The following is a 16,100-nucleotide window of genomic DNA, read 5'->3' on the forward strand; positions in this document are numbered from 1 at the left end:
AAATAGAAAACTATGCTGTACTATTTATTTGAATATTTTGACAAAACATTGGACGTTCCTGGAACGGGAGTTTTCCAGTACATCACATTTAGATCGGCTTTAGCATTTATGCTTTCATTGCTTTTGTCAACTATTTATGGTAAAAGGGTGATTAACTTTTTACGTCGTCAGCAAGTTGGTGAAACAGTTCGTGAACTTGGTCTTGCAGGTCAGAATGAAAAAGCGGGTACACCAACAATGGGAGGTTTAATTATCATTTTCGCTACATTGATTCCGGTTTTGTTATTTGCAAGATTGCATAACATTTATATCGTATTGCTGATAGTAACTACATTATGGATGGGGACAATTGGTTTTGTGGATGATTATATCAAAATATTCAAAAAAGACAAACAAGGATTAAAAGGGATTTTCAAGGTAATTGGTCAGGTTGGTTTGGGAATTATTGTTGGAACAGTTCTTTATTTTAATCCTGCAGTTACAGTAAGAACAGATACAGGACGTACAGATGTTTTTAGAACAGCAAATACTACAGTTGTGCTTCCTGCTCCAGTTGAAGAAAAATCTACAGCAACTACAATTCCTTTCGTTAAAAACAATGAATTTGATTATGCTGAAGTATTGTCTTTTATGGGGGATGGATACGAAAAATGGGCTTGGTTAATTTTTATTCCTGTAGTAATTTTTATTATCACAGCAGTCTCAAACGGAGCAAATCTAACCGATGGAATTGACGGACTCGCGGCAGGAACCTCCGCAATTTCTGTCCTCGCGCTAGGGATTTTCACGTTCGTTTCAGGAAATATCATTTTTTCGAATTATCTGAATATTATGTATATCCCCAATTCAGGAGAAATGACGGTCTTTATATCGGCCTTTGTGGGTGCATTGATTGGTTTTCTTTGGTACAACTCTTTTCCGGCGTCAGTTTTTATGGGAGATACTGGAAGTTTAACGATTGGTGGGATCATAGCGGTATTGGCAATCGCTGTTCGAAAAGAAATATTGATTGTTTTATTCTGTGGAATTTTCTTAGCAGAGAGTGCTTCAGTCGTAATCCAGGTGTTTTATTTTAAATATACAAAGAAACGCTTTGGAGAAGGAAGAAGAATTTTTCTGATGGCGCCTCTGCATCATCATTACCAAAAGAAAGGATATCACGAAAGTAAAATCGTAACCCGTTTCTGGATTGTTGCTGTCATGTTAGCCATATTGTCAATCATTACTCTAAAATTAAGATAAACTCAATTAAAAATTGAGAATTAAAAATTAAAATGTTATACGTTCTTATAAAATGAAAGAAAATATTATTCAAGACAAATCATTTGATTTTGCAGTTAGAATTGTCAATCTGTATAAATATTTGACAGATGTTAAAAAGGAATTTGTTTTGAGTAAGCAGGTCTTGCGATCAGGAACTTCAATAGGAGCAAACATTGAAGAGTCAATTGGAGGACGATCTGATAAAGAGTTTTTATTTAAGCTTGAAATTTCATATAAAGAAGCTAGAGAAACGATTTATTGGTTAAAGTTGTTAAAAGCAACAGAGTATATTTCTGTAGATGAATTTACCAGCATCTTTAAGGAGGCAGATGAAATTTGCAGAATATTAGCGAAAATAATATTAACCTTAAAAGGAAAATAGGAGTTCGATTATAAGGTCAGCTATGATTTTTAATTTTTAATTCTGAATTTTTAATTATAAAGTATGAGGCTAGTAGTGCTAGGAGGAGGAGAAAGCGGTGTTGGAACCGCAATCCTCGGAAAGAAACAAGGATATGACGTTTTTGTATCCGATTTCGGAAAGATAAAAGAGAGTTATAAAGAAGTTCTTATCATTAATAAAATTGCCTGGGAAGAGGAACAGCATACAGAGGATTTAATTCTAAATGCCGATGTAGTAATGAAAAGCCCGGGAATTCCAGAGAAATCTCCGATAGTAAAAAAACTAATCGCAGCTGGAGTTAAAGTGATTTCGGAAATTGAATTTGCGATTCCTTATACAGAAGCAATGACAATTGGAATTACGGGAAGTAATGGTAAAACAACCACAACCATGCTGACGCATCATTTGCTGAAATATGCAGGATTAAATGTCGGATTGGGAGGAAACATCGGAAAAAGTTTTGCCTGGCAGGTAGCCGAAAACAAATACGATGCCTACGTTCTTGAATTAAGCAGTTTTCAATTAGACGGAATAATAAATTACCGGCCGGATATAGCCATCATAACCAATATCAGTCCGGATCATTTAGATCGATATGAATATAAATATGAAAATTATATCAATTCGAAGTTCCGAATAACGATGAATCAAACCGAAAACGATTATCTCATTTATGATGCAGACGATGAGGCAAGCGTAGAGTGGTTAAAAAATAATGAAACAAAAGCAAAATTAATTCCTTTTTCATTGACCAAATCATTCGATGAAGGGGCTTCTATAAATAACAACAAAATGGAAATAAAGATTAACCAAGAAGAGTTTACAATGGATACAGAACACATTGCGTTAGAAGGAAAACATAATATGAAAAACGCCATGGCAGCAAGCTCTGTAGCAAAATTGATGCAAATTAGAAATGCAACGATTCGTGAAAGTTTATCTAATTTCCAAGGTGTTGAACACCGTTTAGAAAAAGTACTAAAAATTCAGAATGTACAATATATCAACGATTCAAAAGCAACAAATGTAAATGCTACTTTCTTTGCTTTGGATAGTATGAATGTTCCAACAGTTTGGATTGTAGGAGGAGTTGATAAAGGGAATGATTACAACGAATTAATGTCATTGGTTCGTGAAAAAGTAAAAGCAATTATCTGCCTTGGAGTAGACAACCGTAAAATTATTGATGCATTTGGAAATGTAGTGGATATTATGGTTGAAGTAAATAATATGAATGATGCTGTAAAAACAGCTCAAAGATTAACAGAAAAAGGGGATGCCGTTTTATTGTCTCCAGCCTGCGCAAGTTTCGATTTATTTGAAAACTACGAAGACAGAGGAAGGCAGTTTAAGCAAGCGGTGCACAATTTATAGATGATAGTTTAAAGTTTCAGGTTTCACGTTAAGCCGAACCTGAAACTTGAAACAAAAGAAACCTGAAACAAAACGATTATGAAAGAGCTGGTAAACAAACTAAAAGGAGATAGGGTAATATGGTCATTCGTGGCTTTATTGGCTTTGTTTTCGTTTATGCCTGTTTTTAGTGCGAGTAGTAATCTGGCGTATATTGGTCATGGAACAGGGAATACATTGGGTTATTTGGTTAAGCATTTGGCTCACGTTTGTATCGGTTTTTTGATTATTTACTGGGTTCACAAAGTGCCGTATCATTATTTTAGAGCGATTTCTAAAATTGCGCTTCCGGTAGTTTGGCTGTTGTTATTGTACACTTTATTAAAAGGAACTGTAATTGCAGGAGCCAATGCAAGTCGTTGGATTCAGGTACCGTTCATTGGAATTACGTTTCAGACTTCGACTTTAGCGGCAAGCGTTTTATTTATTTATGTAGCTCGTTATTTGTCGAAAACCAAAGAGGAAAACGAACCGTTTCAGACTTCGTTTATTCAGCTTTGGATTCCGGTGTTTATAACATTGGCTTTAATCCTGCCTGCGAACTTTTCAACCACCGCGTTGATTTTTTCGATGGTAATGATGTTAACGTTTATTGGTAAATATCCATTAAAATATATTGCTTTTATTATTGGGGCAGGAATTGCCATGTTGGCGTTTTTCCTTTTGGTGGCAAAAGCATTTCCAGAGTCAAGGTTTTTCAGCAGGGTATCCACTTGGGAAAGTCGTATTATGAATTTTACCACAGATAAACCAGATGAAGATGATTATCAAATTGAAAAAGCAAAAATTGCAATCGCTTCAGGAAAATTAGGAGGATTAGGGCCAGGAAAAAGTGTTCAGAAGAACTTTTTACCACAATCGTCTTCCGATTTTATTTATGCAATTGTAGTCGAAGAATATGGTTTAGTTGGTGGAGTCGCAATATTGGTTTTGTATCTGTTATTGCTATTCCGTTTTGTAGTTGCTTCGCATAAAGCCAATACATTATTTGGAAAATTAGTAGTCGTCGGACTCGGATTTCCAATGATTTTTCAGGCGATGATTAATATGGCAGTTGCAGTTGAGTTATTGCCTGTAACAGGACAAACATTGCCCTTAATAAGTTCTGGAGGTAGTTCGATTTGGATGACTTGTTTCTCTTTAGGAATTATCATCAGCGTGACGAAAAAAGAGGAAGAAATCGCAGAAGAGAAAGAAGAAAAAGCAAAACGTAAAGAAGCTTTACAGCGATTGATAGATAAAGAACTGGCAGAAGAAGATTTGGTTTCTGATGAAATATATGAAGAAGAGCCAGTCTATTCGATAGAAGATAATTCAAGAAATCCGATGAATGCGGTTTTAAACAAATAAAGTTAAAATATAAAAGTTTTTTAAAAAGTTGTAATTTTTAGAAAGATGACAAAGTATAAATTCATACTTAGCGGAGGAGGAACAGGAGGACATATTTATCCTGCGATTGCGATTGCAAATGAATTAAAATTACAATTTCCTGATGCAGAATTCCTTTTTGTAGGTGCCAAAGATAAAATGGAAATGCAAAAAGTGCCTCAGGCTGGTTATGAAATTAAAGGTCTTTGGATTGCTGGTTTACAGCGAAAACTGACTTTGCAAAACTTAATGTTTCCGCTTAAACTAGCAAGCAGTTTATTGGAATCAAAAAGAATAATTAAAAAGTTTAAGCCAAATGTGGTAATTGGAACGGGTGGTTTTGCCAGTGGACCATTATTACAAGCAGCAGGTTCGGCAGGAATTCCGACAGTGGTTCAGGAGCAGAATTCTTTTCCCGGAATAACGAATAAACTGTTGAGTAAAAAAGCCAATGCAATTTGTGTGGCCTATCAGAATTTAGAACGTTTTTTTCCGAAAGAGAAAATTGTTTTAACTGGAAATCCGGTTCGTCAGGATTTAATCGATATTGACAGCAAACGTGATGAAGCTATTGCTTTTTATGGTTTAGATCCAAATAAAAAAACATTATTGGTTCTGGGAGGAAGTTTAGGAGCGAGAAGAATCAATCAGTTAATTGAAAAAGAATTGCAAAATTTTCTTTCGCAGGATGTACAGGTAATCTGGCAATGCGGGAAATTATATTTTGAGGACTATAAAAAATACAATCAGCCAAATGTGAAAGTGGTTGATTTTATTGAAAGAATGGATTTCGTTTACGCGGCATCAGATATCATAATTTCACGTGCAGGAGCTTCTTCGGTATCAGAATTATGTATTGTTGGAAAACCAGTGATTTTTATTCCGTCTCCGAATGTGGCTGAGGATCACCAAACTAAAAATGCGCAGGCAATCGTTGATGCTAAGGGCGCTATTTTGTTGAAAGAATCTGAGTTAGAAAACGAGTTTAGCATTGTTTTTGAAGCGCTGCTGAAAGATTTTGGAAAGCAGAAACAGCTAAGTGATAATATTAAAAAATTGGCGATGCCAAAAGCAACTCAGGCTATTGTTGCAGAGATTGTGAAGTTAATTAAGTAGTAAAATAAAGCCGAAGGCTAAAGCATAGAGAAATGAATTTAAATCAAATACAAAACGTTTATTTTATTGGTATCGGAGGAATCGGAATGAGTGCCTTGGCTCGTTATTTCAAGTTTATTGGAAAACAAGTTTCAGGTTACGATAAAACTCCTTCTATGCTGACGAATGAATTGATTGAAAGCGGTATTGATATTCATTTTGAGGACGATATTAACTTAATTCCAAAAGAGTATTATGTGGAGAATACGTTGGTGATTTATACACCTGCGGTTCCAAAAACACATGCTGAGTGGAATTATTTTATAGAAAGACATTACGAGGTTAAAAAACGTGCAGAAGTTCTGGGAATCATTAGTAGGGATACTTTTTGTTTTGCAGTTGCAGGAACGCATGGAAAAACGACAACATCAAGTATTCTTGGTCATATTTTATTTCAAAGTGGTGCTGATGTAACCGCTTTTATTGGAGGAATTGTAGAAAATTATAATTCGAATTTAATTGGAAGCGGCAAAACGGTAACAGTTGTGGAAGCAGATGAATTTGACAGATCGTTTCTGCACTTGCGTCCAGATATTGCTTGTGTGACTTCTATGGATGCAGATCATTTGGATATTTATGGAACCAGTGAGGCAATCAAGGAATCTTTCAGAGAATTTGCTTCAAAAGTAGAAGATAAAAATAATCTCTTCATAACAAAAGAATTACCGCTTGACGGAGTTCAATGTGCTATAAATGAAGATGCTGTATATAAGGCTTTCAACGTTCGTATTGAAGATGGGGCTTATGTTTTTGATGTGCACACGCCATCGGAAATCATGAAGGATTTACGTTTCGGACTGCCTGGTAAACACAATTTAATGAATGGATTGATGGCTATTGCAATGGCTAAAACTTTCGGCACCCCGACCGATTCTATTGCAAAAGCCATTGCTTCATTCAACGGAATTAGAAGACGTTTTTCATATCAAATAAAGAGTGAAAATTTAGTATATATTGATGATTATGCGCATCATCCAACAGAAATAAATGCTGTTCATCAAGCGGTTAGGGAGCTTTATCCGGGCAAGAAAGTTTTAGCGATTTTCCAGCCGCATTTATTCAGCAGAACAAGAGATTTTGTGGATGGATTTGCAGAAAGCTTATCAAAATTTGATCAAGTGTTTTTGATGGATATTTATCCTGCAAGAGAGCTTCCGATGGAAGGGGTAACTTCTGAGTGGCTTTTGGGTAAAATGACCAATACGAACAAAAAAATTGTTGCAAAAGAAGATTTATTGGGTGAAATCAAAGCCAGTGATGCACCTATTATTGTAACAATTGGAGCTGGTGATCTGGGAGAAATGGTTCCGTCAATTAAAAGGGTTTTAAATGAAAATATTTAATTGGACAAATATTCGATTAGTACTAATTTTCGGACTGGTTTTGTTTCTATATTCCTTCGCACAACATCGAAATGGTGATCGAAAATTGAAAAAATCAATGGTTGTTTTTGTAGGAGAAAATACGCTTTTTGTGAAGCCAGAAACGGTTAATAAATTGTTGATAGAAAATAAAAGAGACGCTTCCAGTATTAGAAAAGATGAAGTAGATTTGAATAAGATAGAGAAAACCCTCGATACACAAGAGATGATTGAGAAGTCAAACGTTTTTGTAAGTATCGATGGAGTTCTAAAAGCAGTAGTAAAACAGAAGACGCCCATAGCAAGAGTTTATGATGGCGACGCTTCTTTTTATATTGATTACGAGGGTAATAAAATGCCTTTGTCTGACAATTTCACTGCGAGAGTTCCTCTTGTTTCAGGGGCAATTAATGAAAAAAATAACGAAGATTTAGCCGCTTTATTCCGCACAATTTACGACGATGCGTTTTTGAAAAAAAACATCATTGCAATCGAGATTATGCCGAATGGAAGCTTAAAAATGTTTAATCGAAACTTCGATTACTTCATCGATTTTGGCAGAACGATGAATGTTGATAAGAAATTTAGAAACTATAAAGCGTTTTTTCAAAAAGCAGTTTTAGATAGTTCGTTATACAAATACAAAAAAATTGACCTTAGGTTTACGGAACAAGTAGTTTGCACTAAATAATAGAAAATGGAAAAAGATAATATTGCAGTAGGTCTAGATATTGGAACAACCAAAATCGTTGCCATGATTGGCAAAAAAAATGAGTATGGTAAGTTGGAGATTTTGGGCATTGGTAAATCCAAAAGTTTGGGTGTTGCCAGAGGAGTAGTAAACAACATTACGCAGACGATTCAGTCTATTCAGCAGGCTATAATCGAAGCGGAAAATAATTCTGGTTACAAAATTAAAGATGTGGTTGTGGGTATTGCCGGACAGCACATCAGAAGTATTCAGCATACGGATTACATCAGCAGAAACAATCCTGAAGAAGTAATTGGCGAAAATGATATTCAGCTTTTAATTGATCAGGTAAATAAACTGGCGATGTTACCGGGAGAAGAAATCATTCACGTTTTACCTCAGGAATTTAAAATCGACGGACAATCTGAAATTAAAGAGCCAATCGGAATGTATGGCGGAAGATTAGAGTCTAGTTTTCACGTTGTAGTGGGGCAGGCTTCCTCAATCAGAAATGTTGGAAGATGTATTCAAAGTTCAGGAATTGAATTGTCTGGATTGACATTAGAGCCATTAGCTTCGGCAGATGCGGTTTTAAGTCAGGAGGAAAAAGAAGCGGGTGTTGCATTAATCGATATTGGTGGTGGAACAACAGATTTAGCTATTTTCAAAGACGGCATCATTCGCCACACAGCTGTAATTCCTTTTGGAGGAAATGTAATTACAGATGATATCAAAGAGGGATGTTCGATTATTGAAAAACAAGCTGAGCTTCTAAAAATAAAGTTCGGATCTGCTTGGCCGGGAGAAAATAAAGACAACGAGATTGTTTCTATTCCAGGGTTGAGAGGAAGAGAACCAAAAGAGATTTCATTAAAAAATCTTTCTAAAATTATCCACGCAAGAGTAGTGGAAATTGTAGAACAGGTTTTTGCAGAAATAAAAGCATACGGTCACGAAGATCCTCGCAAAAAGCTTATTGCCGGAATTGTTTTAACTGGAGGTGGTGCGCAATTAAAGCACATCAAACAATTGGTTGAGTACATTACGGGAATGGATACCAGAATTGGTTATCCTAACGAGCATTTGGCAGGAAACTCGGGAGAAGAAATTTCTAGTCCATTATTTGCAACAGCAGTTGGATTGGTAATGAATAGTATCGAAAATAGTTCTCAAAGTGCTGTTAGAATGGAGTTGGTTAATGAACAGCCAAAAGTTGTTTACAGAAATGCTCCGCCAGTACAGCGATACGAAGTTGAAGAAAACTACGTTGAGAAAGTAGAGACTATCGAAGAAACTAGAGAGGTTGTAAGCCGGAAGGCATCTAAAGATGAATCTACCGAAACCAAAATAAGACGATCATTTTTTGATCGATACGTCGACAAAATCAAAGAATTTTTAGACAACGCAGAATAATTAGAATAAAACAAGAAGAAGGAAATTACTTTCTGGCCCCAAGTCAAGAAGTAAAAAATGTACTTAATAAGAATTTCAAAAAACCAAAAAGATGATGAGCAACTCAGAATTTGGAAGTATTTCATTTGATTTACCAAAAAATCAATCAAATGTAATCAAAGTAATAGGTGTAGGTGGAGGCGGAAGTAACGCAATTAACCACATGTTTAAGCAAGGTATTAAAGGCGTAGATTTTATCGTTTGTAATACCGATTCGCAAGCGCTTCAAAATAGTTCGGTACCAAATAAGATTCAATTAGGACTTAATTTAACTGAAGGATTAGGGGCAGGAGCAAACCCGGACGTTGGACAGCAGTCAGCTATCGAAAGTATTTCTGATATCGAAAAAATGTTGGATAAAAATACTAAGATGGTATTTATCACTGCTGGTATGGGTGGAGGAACAGGAACTGGTGCAGCTCCGGTAATTGCTCAGTTGGCAAAAGAAAGAGAAATATTAACAGTTGGTATCGTGACGATTCCGTTTCAGTTTGAAGGGAAAGTACGTCAGGAGCAGGCGATTATTGGAATTGAGAAATTGCGTAAGCAGGTCGATTCTTTAATTGTAATCAACAATAATAAATTAAGAGAAGTATACGGAAATCTTGGTTTCAAAGCAGGATTCTCTAAAGCGGATGAAGTTTTGGCAACTGCCTCTAGAGGTATTGCTGAAGTAATTACGCACCACTATACTCAAAATATCGATTTACGTGACGCGAAAACTGTTTTGGCTAACAGTGGAACTGCGATCATGGGATCTTCTGTATCAGAAGGTGAAAACAGAGCAAAAGACGCCATCGTTTCTGCTTTAGATTCTCCTTTGTTAAACGATAATAAGATTACAGGTGCCAAAAACGTATTGTTGCTTATCGTTTCTGGAACTAACGAGATTACTCTTGACGAAATCGGAGAAATCAACGATCACATTCAGGCCGAAGCAGGTTACAATGCCAATATCATCATGGGAGTTGGTGAAGACGAATCTCTTGGGGAAGCTATTGCTGTAACTATTATTGCTACAGGTTTTGATGTGGAACAACAAAATGAAATTGTAAATACAGAACCGAAGAAAATCATTCATACGTTGGAAGATGAGCAGAGAAGTGTTCATAATTTAACAAACAGACCGATTTCATCTTTCGACTTAACAGTAGATACACCAACTACAAAAGTAGAAGACAAAGTTGTTTTTGATTTAATAGACGACGATGAAACTTTTACTCCAACTCCTACAAATGCTGTTGCTCCAGCAATTAATCAGGAAGAGTTGGTGGTTATGTCTGAGTTTATTAAAAATCTGGATGTGACTTTCGAAATTGTTTCGCCGATTACGGATATTGATTTTACAATTTCTTCACCAGAGAAACCAGCTGTTCAGCAATTTCAGCAGCAACAGCCAATTCAACAGCAGCAACCGGTACAACAACAGCGAAGAGTATTTGAAAAAGAAGAACAAACTACTTTTTCTTTTGATCTTCCTTTGTTCAAACAAGAACCTGTAAAAAGAGAGCCAGTTGTTGAGGATAACAGAGTTTTGTTTGAATTGACAAATGAAACTCGAGAAATTAAAGTAAACGATCCGGTACAGTTTGTTCCTGTAACAGAAGTTTCAGAAAACGGAATCATTAAATATTCTCTTGAAGAATATATGGAAGTGGAGAATGACTTATTGTCTTCTAAACCAGTAGAAAAAAAGGTTGAAGATACAATTCCAGAAGAATTGAATATCACTTTGAAACCAAGAACTGATTTTGCTAGTCAGCCTGATTTTTCAACAACTTCCGAAGTTTCTCCGTTAGAATTAACAATTGAAGAAACACTTCGTTTAAGAGCTGAAGAAAGAAGAAAGAAACTAAAAGAGTTTAACTATAAATTCCACAACAATGTTTCTAGAATTGACGAGTTGGAAAAAGAACCAGCTTACAAAAGATTAAGAATTGATTTATCGAATTCACAATCAAATAATACTAATTCTAGAATCTCTGTTGGAACAGATAGCAATAATGATTTGCAGTTACGTTCAAACAATTCATTTTTGCACGATAACGTAGATTAATTTTTAGCATCATAATATTAAGATGGCCCGAAAATTGGATTTAATTTTCGGGTTATTTTTTTTATCTTCGCACAGAATTTAAAAATTTGACTTTTAAAATAGTATTTTAAAAACAATATTGTCACCCTGAGCGTAGTCGAAGGGCTTCTCGTTGGAAAGGGCTTCGACTTCGCTCAGCCTGACAAACTTTAATATTAGTTAAAAAAACAAATCAATATATCAATTTATAAGCATTTGGCTTATTCAAATAAAATATAAACATGAGTTTACAAACACAAATCATGGACGAAATCAAAACGGCCATGAAAGCAAAAGATACTGTAGCTTTAGAAGCTTTAAGAGCAGTAAAATCTGAATTGTTATTGGCTTCAACGGCTTCGGGTTCTAAAGAAGAATTATCAGAAGACGAAGAAATTAAATTATTGCAGAGATTGGTTAAAACTCGTAAAGAAAGCGCAAGAATCTTTACAGAGCAAAATCGTCCAGACTTAGCGGAGCCAGAATTGGCGCAAGTTGCGGTAATCGAGAAGTTTTTACCGGCTCAATTAAGCGAAGAAGAAGTAGAAGCTGTAATAGCAAAAATCATTGCTGAAACAGGAGCTTCTGGAATTGCTTCAATGGGTAAAGTAATGGGATTAGCATCTGCTCAATTAGGCGGAACTGCTGAAGGAAAAACCATTTCTACAATTGTGAAAAAATTACTTTCGTAATTTTTAAATTCCAATTTTCTAAATTCCAAATTGGGAAACTCAATATATAAATTTCAAATTCCAAGTTTCGCTTTGGAATTTGGAATTTAGAAAATTGAAATTTAAATATTTTTGACCGCGTAGTTCAACTGGATAGAATATCAGATTTCGGCTCTGAGGGTTGGGGGTTCGAACCCCTCCGCGGTCACTATAAAAAAATGAAAGCCTGCAAAGTGTATATTTTGCAGGCTTTTTTTGGTTCGAATCCCATCAAAGTTGTTTTGTGTTGATGATGTGATTACTATCATTTTTAAATTCGTCCTCAGCTTTTTATTAAATTAAAAATCAGCCAAAAGTCCTATGTAGTTATTAGTAGCTGGCAATTCTAATTATTAATTGGACTATTTCTTAAAGTATAAGTTACCAGATTTTTTATACCCTCATGAGTATTATTATATTTTTTATTCTCCAATTCAAAGTTCATTTTTTTTAATATTGATACAGAATTAATGTTGTCAGAAGAGGGAAAAGCAGTTATTATTTTTGCTTCTAATTTTTCAAACGCATATTCTATTATTTTTTTGATTACTTCCGTCATTGTACCTTTACCTTGAAATTCACTCAACATTTCATATCCTATTTCTACAATTTCATTTTCAAGATCAAAATTCCATAAACAAATTGAACCAATTAGATTGTTATTTCCTTTTTCAGTTATAACCCAATAAATGCATTCATTTCTCGCAATTAAATTTTGCATTTTAATGATATATTCTTCTGCTTTTTTTAAGTTTGATGAATTCTCTCTTCCAACAAAAGCATTTACAATTGCATCAGAATGTAATTTATGAATTAAAACAACATCAGTTTTTTCAATATTTCTTAATATTAATCTTTCGGTAATTAGTTTAGGGAAATCTTTAAAATTCAATTCCATTCTGTACTTTTTTTGATTAATTTTTTATTTGGAATTTTGGCTTTTGCTTACCGCTAACTAATGAATACTACTGCGGGAACTTAAGTCTTTTTTAGTTAAAAAGTCATTACTAATATCTTCAATTGCTTTTAATTCTTCATTTTCGTATGAATAACTATTTCTTACAACCCTCTAAACTAATAATTAATAAAAAACTAATAGAAATCGGTTCATTTTTATTGGATTTTGTACTAAGCTAATATAATTAAAAAATTAAAGCCTAAGAATCTGGATTCTAAGGCTTTTTTTGTAGTTCGAAATTAATCTAAAAAGCGATATATTTGGCTTTATAAGGACTATAAAAATGGGATTAGATTACGATTACAGAATATACATTAAAAAGGAAAACCTTAAGAGAGCTCTAAAAATCATTTACGAACGTTCAGATAAAGAAAGGGTATCATTTGAAATAATTAATGATCAGTTATATAAAGTTAATAAATATGCTGATGGGGAAATATCAAAAACTTTACTTGAAAACTTTGGAATAAATCAAAATGTAGATACATGCATTTTAGTCGAAGAAGATAATGCGATAATTGAGTATTATTTGTATGATTTGACACAAAACTATCAACCAAATTCTCTTGATGAATCTGACTTTATAGATTTTTATAAAAGCGGGGATAATAAATGGTGGATAGGTAATGTTGAAATTTATATTAACGACTATTCTTCAAAAATGGAGAATTGTATAGAACTTCAATTTTGGGCTGTTACCAGCTCTATGAGCCAGCTTTTTGCTAAATCAATATCAGTTGACAAATATTTCAAAGAATTATGTAGCGCTACAGAGGCAGATTATGGATGTATCTATATGGAAAATAGCGGATACAGACTTATATGGGCAAAAGGAAAAGAATATAGTTTGACAGTGCCTATTCTTTGGAATAATTTTGAAGAACATGGTTTTGTAAAAGTAATTAGTGATATTCTAAAAATATAAAATGTTTGGAAAATAGTACAGTCAAAAGTACCATAAAAAAAATCCCGAGAATCTAAATTCTCGGGATTTTATATTTTATCGAATAATCTTCAAATAAGATGTATAAACATTATCACCAAGAGTAGTTCGCATATAATATACGTTTTCATCTTTTTCGGTTAAATCAAACTGAATTAAACCAGCATCGCAATAATAATATAGTAAGTTATCATCAGCAGGGAATTCAATGTTCGAAACTGGCAGTGTTGTCAATTTGGTTTCGAATACGGTCTCTCCATTGAAGTCTAATTGGAAAAGTTTTTTCTTTTTGGTATAGCCCCAGATATTATTCACTTCTTCGGTAATGTATTCGATGTTATCATCTTTAAAATCTACTTTCCATAGTTGTGTTCCTGCTTTTGAATCAATGGCGTAAACCGAACTAACTTGTGAACCCTGCGCGCCAATAAAGATTTTTTTGTCTTTATATAAGATGCGTTCCTTCACATTATTTTGATTTTCATCAAACTTAAACTGCCATAAAATATCGAGTTTTTCAGGACTTAAGGCATAAAGAGTATTCTTTTCACTTGCGATAAATATATTTTCGCCATCCGTTATTGGTTTTCCGGTTATATTTTCTTCAAAAGTTTTTTGACTGAGAACTTTTCCTGTTTTCGCATCGAAACTATAAAGATTGGTGGCACTTGGAAGGAAAATTTTGTTGTTGAAGAAAAGAGGCTGAATGTCGTTTTGTGCTAAATCTAATTTGTAATTCCATGCCAAACTGCCATCTTTTATATCAAGAGCATAAAGGTTACTGCCTTGATTTTGATTTTGAGCTGTTATAAATAATTTCCCATCGTTTATGATTGGTGTTTGATCTTTAAGAACAATCTGATCTGTAATATTACCCAATCTTGATTTCCAGAAAAGATCACCGCTTTGGTTGTCTATGGCAAAAATTTCACCATTAATAAACGGAACATATAGAACTCCATTCAATAGCGTTATTTTATTGGCGCACATTTCGGAAGGAGCATCTGTAGCTTTTACAGTCCAATTAATAGATTCAGATACTAAGTCAAATGAAAAAAGAGAACCATCATAATCATAAATCAGAATTGAGGTATCGTCTAAAGGAATTTTTTTTATCGGACGAATGGCTTTATTGGTAACCATTTCAGCGGGAGATAAACTGGCATTAATGGTATTAGTTTTACCCGTTTTTGGAGTAGCTGGTGCCTGCCCAAACATATTGATAACGGTAAATACAAATAAAAGAGTTATTAGATTTTTTTTCATTTTTAAGATTTGGGGTTGATGTTTTTTATTTTTAGGTAGAGAAAATTACTCTTTCAAAAAAACAAATATTGTAATATTTCTTTATAACTTTTTGATTCTTTAATTATTATATTTTATCAGGTTTATTTCTCAGATCGTTTTTTTCTAAAATCCTTTATTATAACATAAACCGAAAATAGAAAAGTAATAGCATAAACAGCAGCCAATGCAGGTTTTTCAAACTGCATTGTTTGAAAATCAAATTGTTTATACAAAGCTATTCCAACTATGATTGCTACAATTCGTAAAGCAAATATTGGTGCATTATTTTTATTCTCCATTTTTTAAGTTTGATTTATAAAAGAGGTTTATTTAATAGTTTCTTCTGCATTTCCTGTTTTTACTTTGCCAGTTCGTTTGTAAGTGGCAAGAATTACTTCTGTGGTTGTAACAACACTTTCTGTTAAACTAAATGCTGACGGAAGGGCATCATTAGCAAAAAGCTTTTTTCCTTTTCCAAGGATTAATGGATGAATTTTCAATCTGAGTTCATCAACCAAATCATTTTTTAGTAAAAGATGAACAAGTTCACTACTGCCCCACACTTGAATATCTAAACCATCCGAGTTTTTAAGTTTCTTTATGTCTGCCAGATTTTTGATAAAGATAGTGTTTTTCCAATCTGATTTTTTTCTGGTTTTAGAAAGGACATATTTACTGCCATCATTAATTCCGGGCCAGAATTCTTTGTTTTTTGGCCAGTAATTTTCCCAGATTTCAAATGTCTTTCTTCCCAAAAGATAAGCCGAAGGTTGAAGTTCATTTTCTACGGCTTTACGATACACTTCGTCGCCATAAGGAGCTGTCCATCCTCTGTATTTAAAACCGTCTGACTTGTCTTCTTTTGGTCCGCCCGGTGCCTGCATGACGCCGTCTAAAGAAATCATTGACAAAACAATTATTTTTCTCATAATAGTAATGGTTTTGTGTATACAAATTTAGCAAACAAATCTAATTTTTATTAAAAGATTATTGAGGCGATCTATCTTTTTAACTAAAACTGT

The 16,100-nt window shown here is 34.1% G+C and carries 15 protein-coding genes and 1 tRNA gene; 12 read left to right on the plus strand and 4 right to left on the minus strand.

Annotated features, from left to right (window positions below):
• Nucleotides 1–12 precede the first annotated feature (12 nt).
• The 11 genes from mraY to BM289_RS08970 all read left to right on the plus strand — a co-directional run bounded on the left by mraY (nucleotide 13) and on the right by BM289_RS08970 (nucleotide 12,059).
• Entirely contained in the window at nucleotides 13–1,242 is a 1,230-nt protein-coding gene (mraY, locus tag BM289_RS08920; RefSeq protein WP_091492563.1) for a phospho-N-acetylmuramoyl-pentapeptide-transferase, read from the plus strand.
• 52 nt (nucleotides 1,243–1,294) lie between these two features.
• Complete coding sequence (locus BM289_RS08925; RefSeq protein ID WP_091492564.1) at nucleotides 1,295–1,645, plus strand: four helix bundle protein; 351 nt, start codon at nucleotides 1,295–1,297, stop codon at nucleotides 1,643–1,645.
• A gap of 63 nt (nucleotides 1,646–1,708) precedes the next feature.
• Complete coding sequence (murD, locus tag BM289_RS08930; RefSeq protein ID WP_091492566.1) at nucleotides 1,709–3,040, plus strand: UDP-N-acetylmuramoyl-L-alanine--D-glutamate ligase; 1,332 nt, start codon at nucleotides 1,709–1,711, stop codon at nucleotides 3,038–3,040.
• Nucleotides 3,041–3,118: 78 nt separating this feature from the next.
• Nucleotides 3,119–4,429 carry an FtsW/RodA/SpoVE family cell cycle protein gene (locus tag BM289_RS08935; protein WP_091492567.1) on the plus strand — a complete coding sequence of 437 codons (1,311 nt, stop codon included), beginning with the start codon at nucleotides 3,119–3,121 and terminating at the stop codon, nucleotides 4,427–4,429.
• 45 nt (nucleotides 4,430–4,474) lie between these two features.
• Nucleotides 4,475–5,563, plus strand: a complete 1,089-nt coding sequence (gene murG, locus BM289_RS08940) for an undecaprenyldiphospho-muramoylpentapeptide beta-N-acetylglucosaminyltransferase (RefSeq protein WP_091492569.1) — start codon at nucleotides 4,475–4,477, stop codon at nucleotides 5,561–5,563.
• 32 nt (nucleotides 5,564–5,595) lie between these two features.
• Nucleotides 5,596–6,945: a UDP-N-acetylmuramate--L-alanine ligase gene (gene murC / locus BM289_RS08945; protein WP_091492570.1), complete on the plus strand. Its 1,350-nt coding sequence runs from the start codon at nucleotides 5,596–5,598 to the stop codon at nucleotides 6,943–6,945.
• The gene (locus BM289_RS08950) at nucleotides 6,932–7,654 is read left to right on the plus strand and encodes a cell division protein FtsQ/DivIB (protein WP_091492572.1); all 723 of its coding nucleotides are present in this window, start codon (nucleotides 6,932–6,934) and stop codon (nucleotides 7,652–7,654) included. Before murC ends, BM289_RS08950 begins: the two co-directional genes overlap by 14 nt.
• Before the next feature lie 6 nt (nucleotides 7,655–7,660).
• The gene (gene ftsA, locus BM289_RS08955; protein ID WP_091492573.1) at nucleotides 7,661–9,067 is read left to right on the plus strand and encodes a cell division protein FtsA; all 1,407 of its coding nucleotides are present in this window, start codon (nucleotides 7,661–7,663) and stop codon (nucleotides 9,065–9,067) included.
• 91 nt (nucleotides 9,068–9,158) lie between these two features.
• Nucleotides 9,159–11,162 carry a cell division protein FtsZ gene (ftsZ, locus tag BM289_RS08960; protein WP_091492575.1) on the plus strand — a complete coding sequence of 668 codons (2,004 nt, stop codon included), beginning with the start codon at nucleotides 9,159–9,161 and terminating at the stop codon, nucleotides 11,160–11,162.
• A 260-nt stretch (nucleotides 11,163–11,422) separates the two neighbouring features.
• Nucleotides 11,423–11,872: a GatB/YqeY domain-containing protein gene (locus tag BM289_RS08965; protein WP_091492577.1), complete on the plus strand. Its 450-nt coding sequence runs from the start codon at nucleotides 11,423–11,425 to the stop codon at nucleotides 11,870–11,872.
• Between the two features lie 113 nt (nucleotides 11,873–11,985).
• Nucleotides 11,986–12,059, plus strand: a tRNA-Arg gene (locus BM289_RS08970).
• 177 nt (nucleotides 12,060–12,236) lie between these two features.
• Here BM289_RS08970 and BM289_RS08975 read toward each other — a convergent pair.
• Nucleotides 12,237–12,788, minus strand: coding sequence for a GNAT family N-acetyltransferase (locus tag BM289_RS08975; RefSeq protein WP_091492578.1), 552 nt, complete (start codon nucleotides 12,786–12,788; stop codon nucleotides 12,237–12,239).
• Between the two features lie 343 nt (nucleotides 12,789–13,131).
• Here BM289_RS08975 and BM289_RS08980 point away from each other — a divergent pair, with 343 nt between their 5' ends.
• A complete protein-coding gene (locus BM289_RS08980; protein WP_091492580.1) occupies nucleotides 13,132–13,773 on the plus strand; it encodes a hypothetical protein in 642 nt (213 codons plus the stop codon).
• 75 nt (nucleotides 13,774–13,848) lie between these two features.
• On the opposite strand, the gene BM289_RS08985 is transcribed toward BM289_RS08980, so the two are convergent.
• The 3 genes from BM289_RS08985 to BM289_RS08995 form a co-directional block, all read right to left on the minus strand.
• On the minus strand, nucleotides 13,849–15,057 hold the full coding sequence (locus BM289_RS08985) for an outer membrane protein assembly factor BamB family protein (protein ID WP_091492581.1): 1,209 nt from the start codon (nucleotides 15,055–15,057) through the stop codon (nucleotides 13,849–13,851).
• A 122-nt stretch (nucleotides 15,058–15,179) separates the two neighbouring features.
• Nucleotides 15,180–15,377 (minus strand): hypothetical protein, encoded by a 198-nt coding sequence (locus tag BM289_RS08990; RefSeq protein WP_091492583.1) that lies wholly within the window; start codon nucleotides 15,375–15,377, stop codon nucleotides 15,180–15,182.
• Between the two features lie 27 nt (nucleotides 15,378–15,404).
• Nucleotides 15,405–16,007 carry a dihydrofolate reductase family protein gene (locus BM289_RS08995; protein WP_091492584.1) on the minus strand — a complete coding sequence of 201 codons (603 nt, stop codon included), beginning with the start codon at nucleotides 16,005–16,007 and terminating at the stop codon, nucleotides 15,405–15,407.
• Between the last annotated feature and the right edge of the window lie 93 nt (nucleotides 16,008–16,100).

This window comes from Flavobacterium phragmitis, assembly GCF_900112575.1.
Classification (GTDB): Bacteria; Bacteroidota; Bacteroidia; order Flavobacteriales; family Flavobacteriaceae; genus Flavobacterium; species Flavobacterium phragmitis.

Excerpts from the sequence above, each read along its gene's own strand:
- mraY (WP_091492563.1), top strand. The coding sequence starts at position 13 with ATGCTGTACTATTTATTTGAATATTTTGACAAAACATTGGACGTTCCT.
- BM289_RS08925 (WP_091492564.1), top strand. The coding sequence starts at position 1,295 with ATGAAAGAAAATATTATTCAAGACAAATCATTTGATTTTGCAGTTAGA.
- murD (WP_091492566.1), top strand. The coding sequence starts at position 1,709 with ATGAGGCTAGTAGTGCTAGGAGGAGGAGAAAGCGGTGTTGGAACCGCA.
- BM289_RS08935 (WP_091492567.1), top strand. The coding sequence starts at position 3,119 with ATGAAAGAGCTGGTAAACAAACTAAAAGGAGATAGGGTAATATGGTCA.
- murG (WP_091492569.1), top strand. The coding sequence starts at position 4,475 with ATGACAAAGTATAAATTCATACTTAGCGGAGGAGGAACAGGAGGACAT.
- murC (WP_091492570.1), top strand. The coding sequence starts at position 5,596 with ATGAATTTAAATCAAATACAAAACGTTTATTTTATTGGTATCGGAGGA.
- BM289_RS08950 (WP_091492572.1), top strand. The coding sequence starts at position 6,932 with ATGAAAATATTTAATTGGACAAATATTCGATTAGTACTAATTTTCGGA.
- ftsA (WP_091492573.1), top strand. The coding sequence starts at position 7,661 with ATGGAAAAAGATAATATTGCAGTAGGTCTAGATATTGGAACAACCAAA.
- ftsZ (WP_091492575.1), top strand. The coding sequence starts at position 9,159 with ATGATGAGCAACTCAGAATTTGGAAGTATTTCATTTGATTTACCAAAA.
- BM289_RS08965 (WP_091492577.1), top strand. The coding sequence starts at position 11,423 with ATGAGTTTACAAACACAAATCATGGACGAAATCAAAACGGCCATGAAA.
- BM289_RS08975 (WP_091492578.1), bottom strand. The coding sequence starts at position 12,788 with ATGGAATTGAATTTTAAAGATTTCCCTAAACTAATTACCGAAAGATTA.
- BM289_RS08980 (WP_091492580.1), top strand. The coding sequence starts at position 13,132 with ATGGGATTAGATTACGATTACAGAATATACATTAAAAAGGAAAACCTT.
- BM289_RS08985 (WP_091492581.1), bottom strand. The coding sequence starts at position 15,057 with ATGAAAAAAAATCTAATAACTCTTTTATTTGTATTTACCGTTATCAAT.
- BM289_RS08990 (WP_091492583.1), bottom strand. The coding sequence starts at position 15,377 with ATGGAGAATAAAAATAATGCACCAATATTTGCTTTACGAATTGTAGCA.
- BM289_RS08995 (WP_091492584.1), bottom strand. The coding sequence starts at position 16,007 with ATGAGAAAAATAATTGTTTTGTCAATGATTTCTTTAGACGGCGTCATG.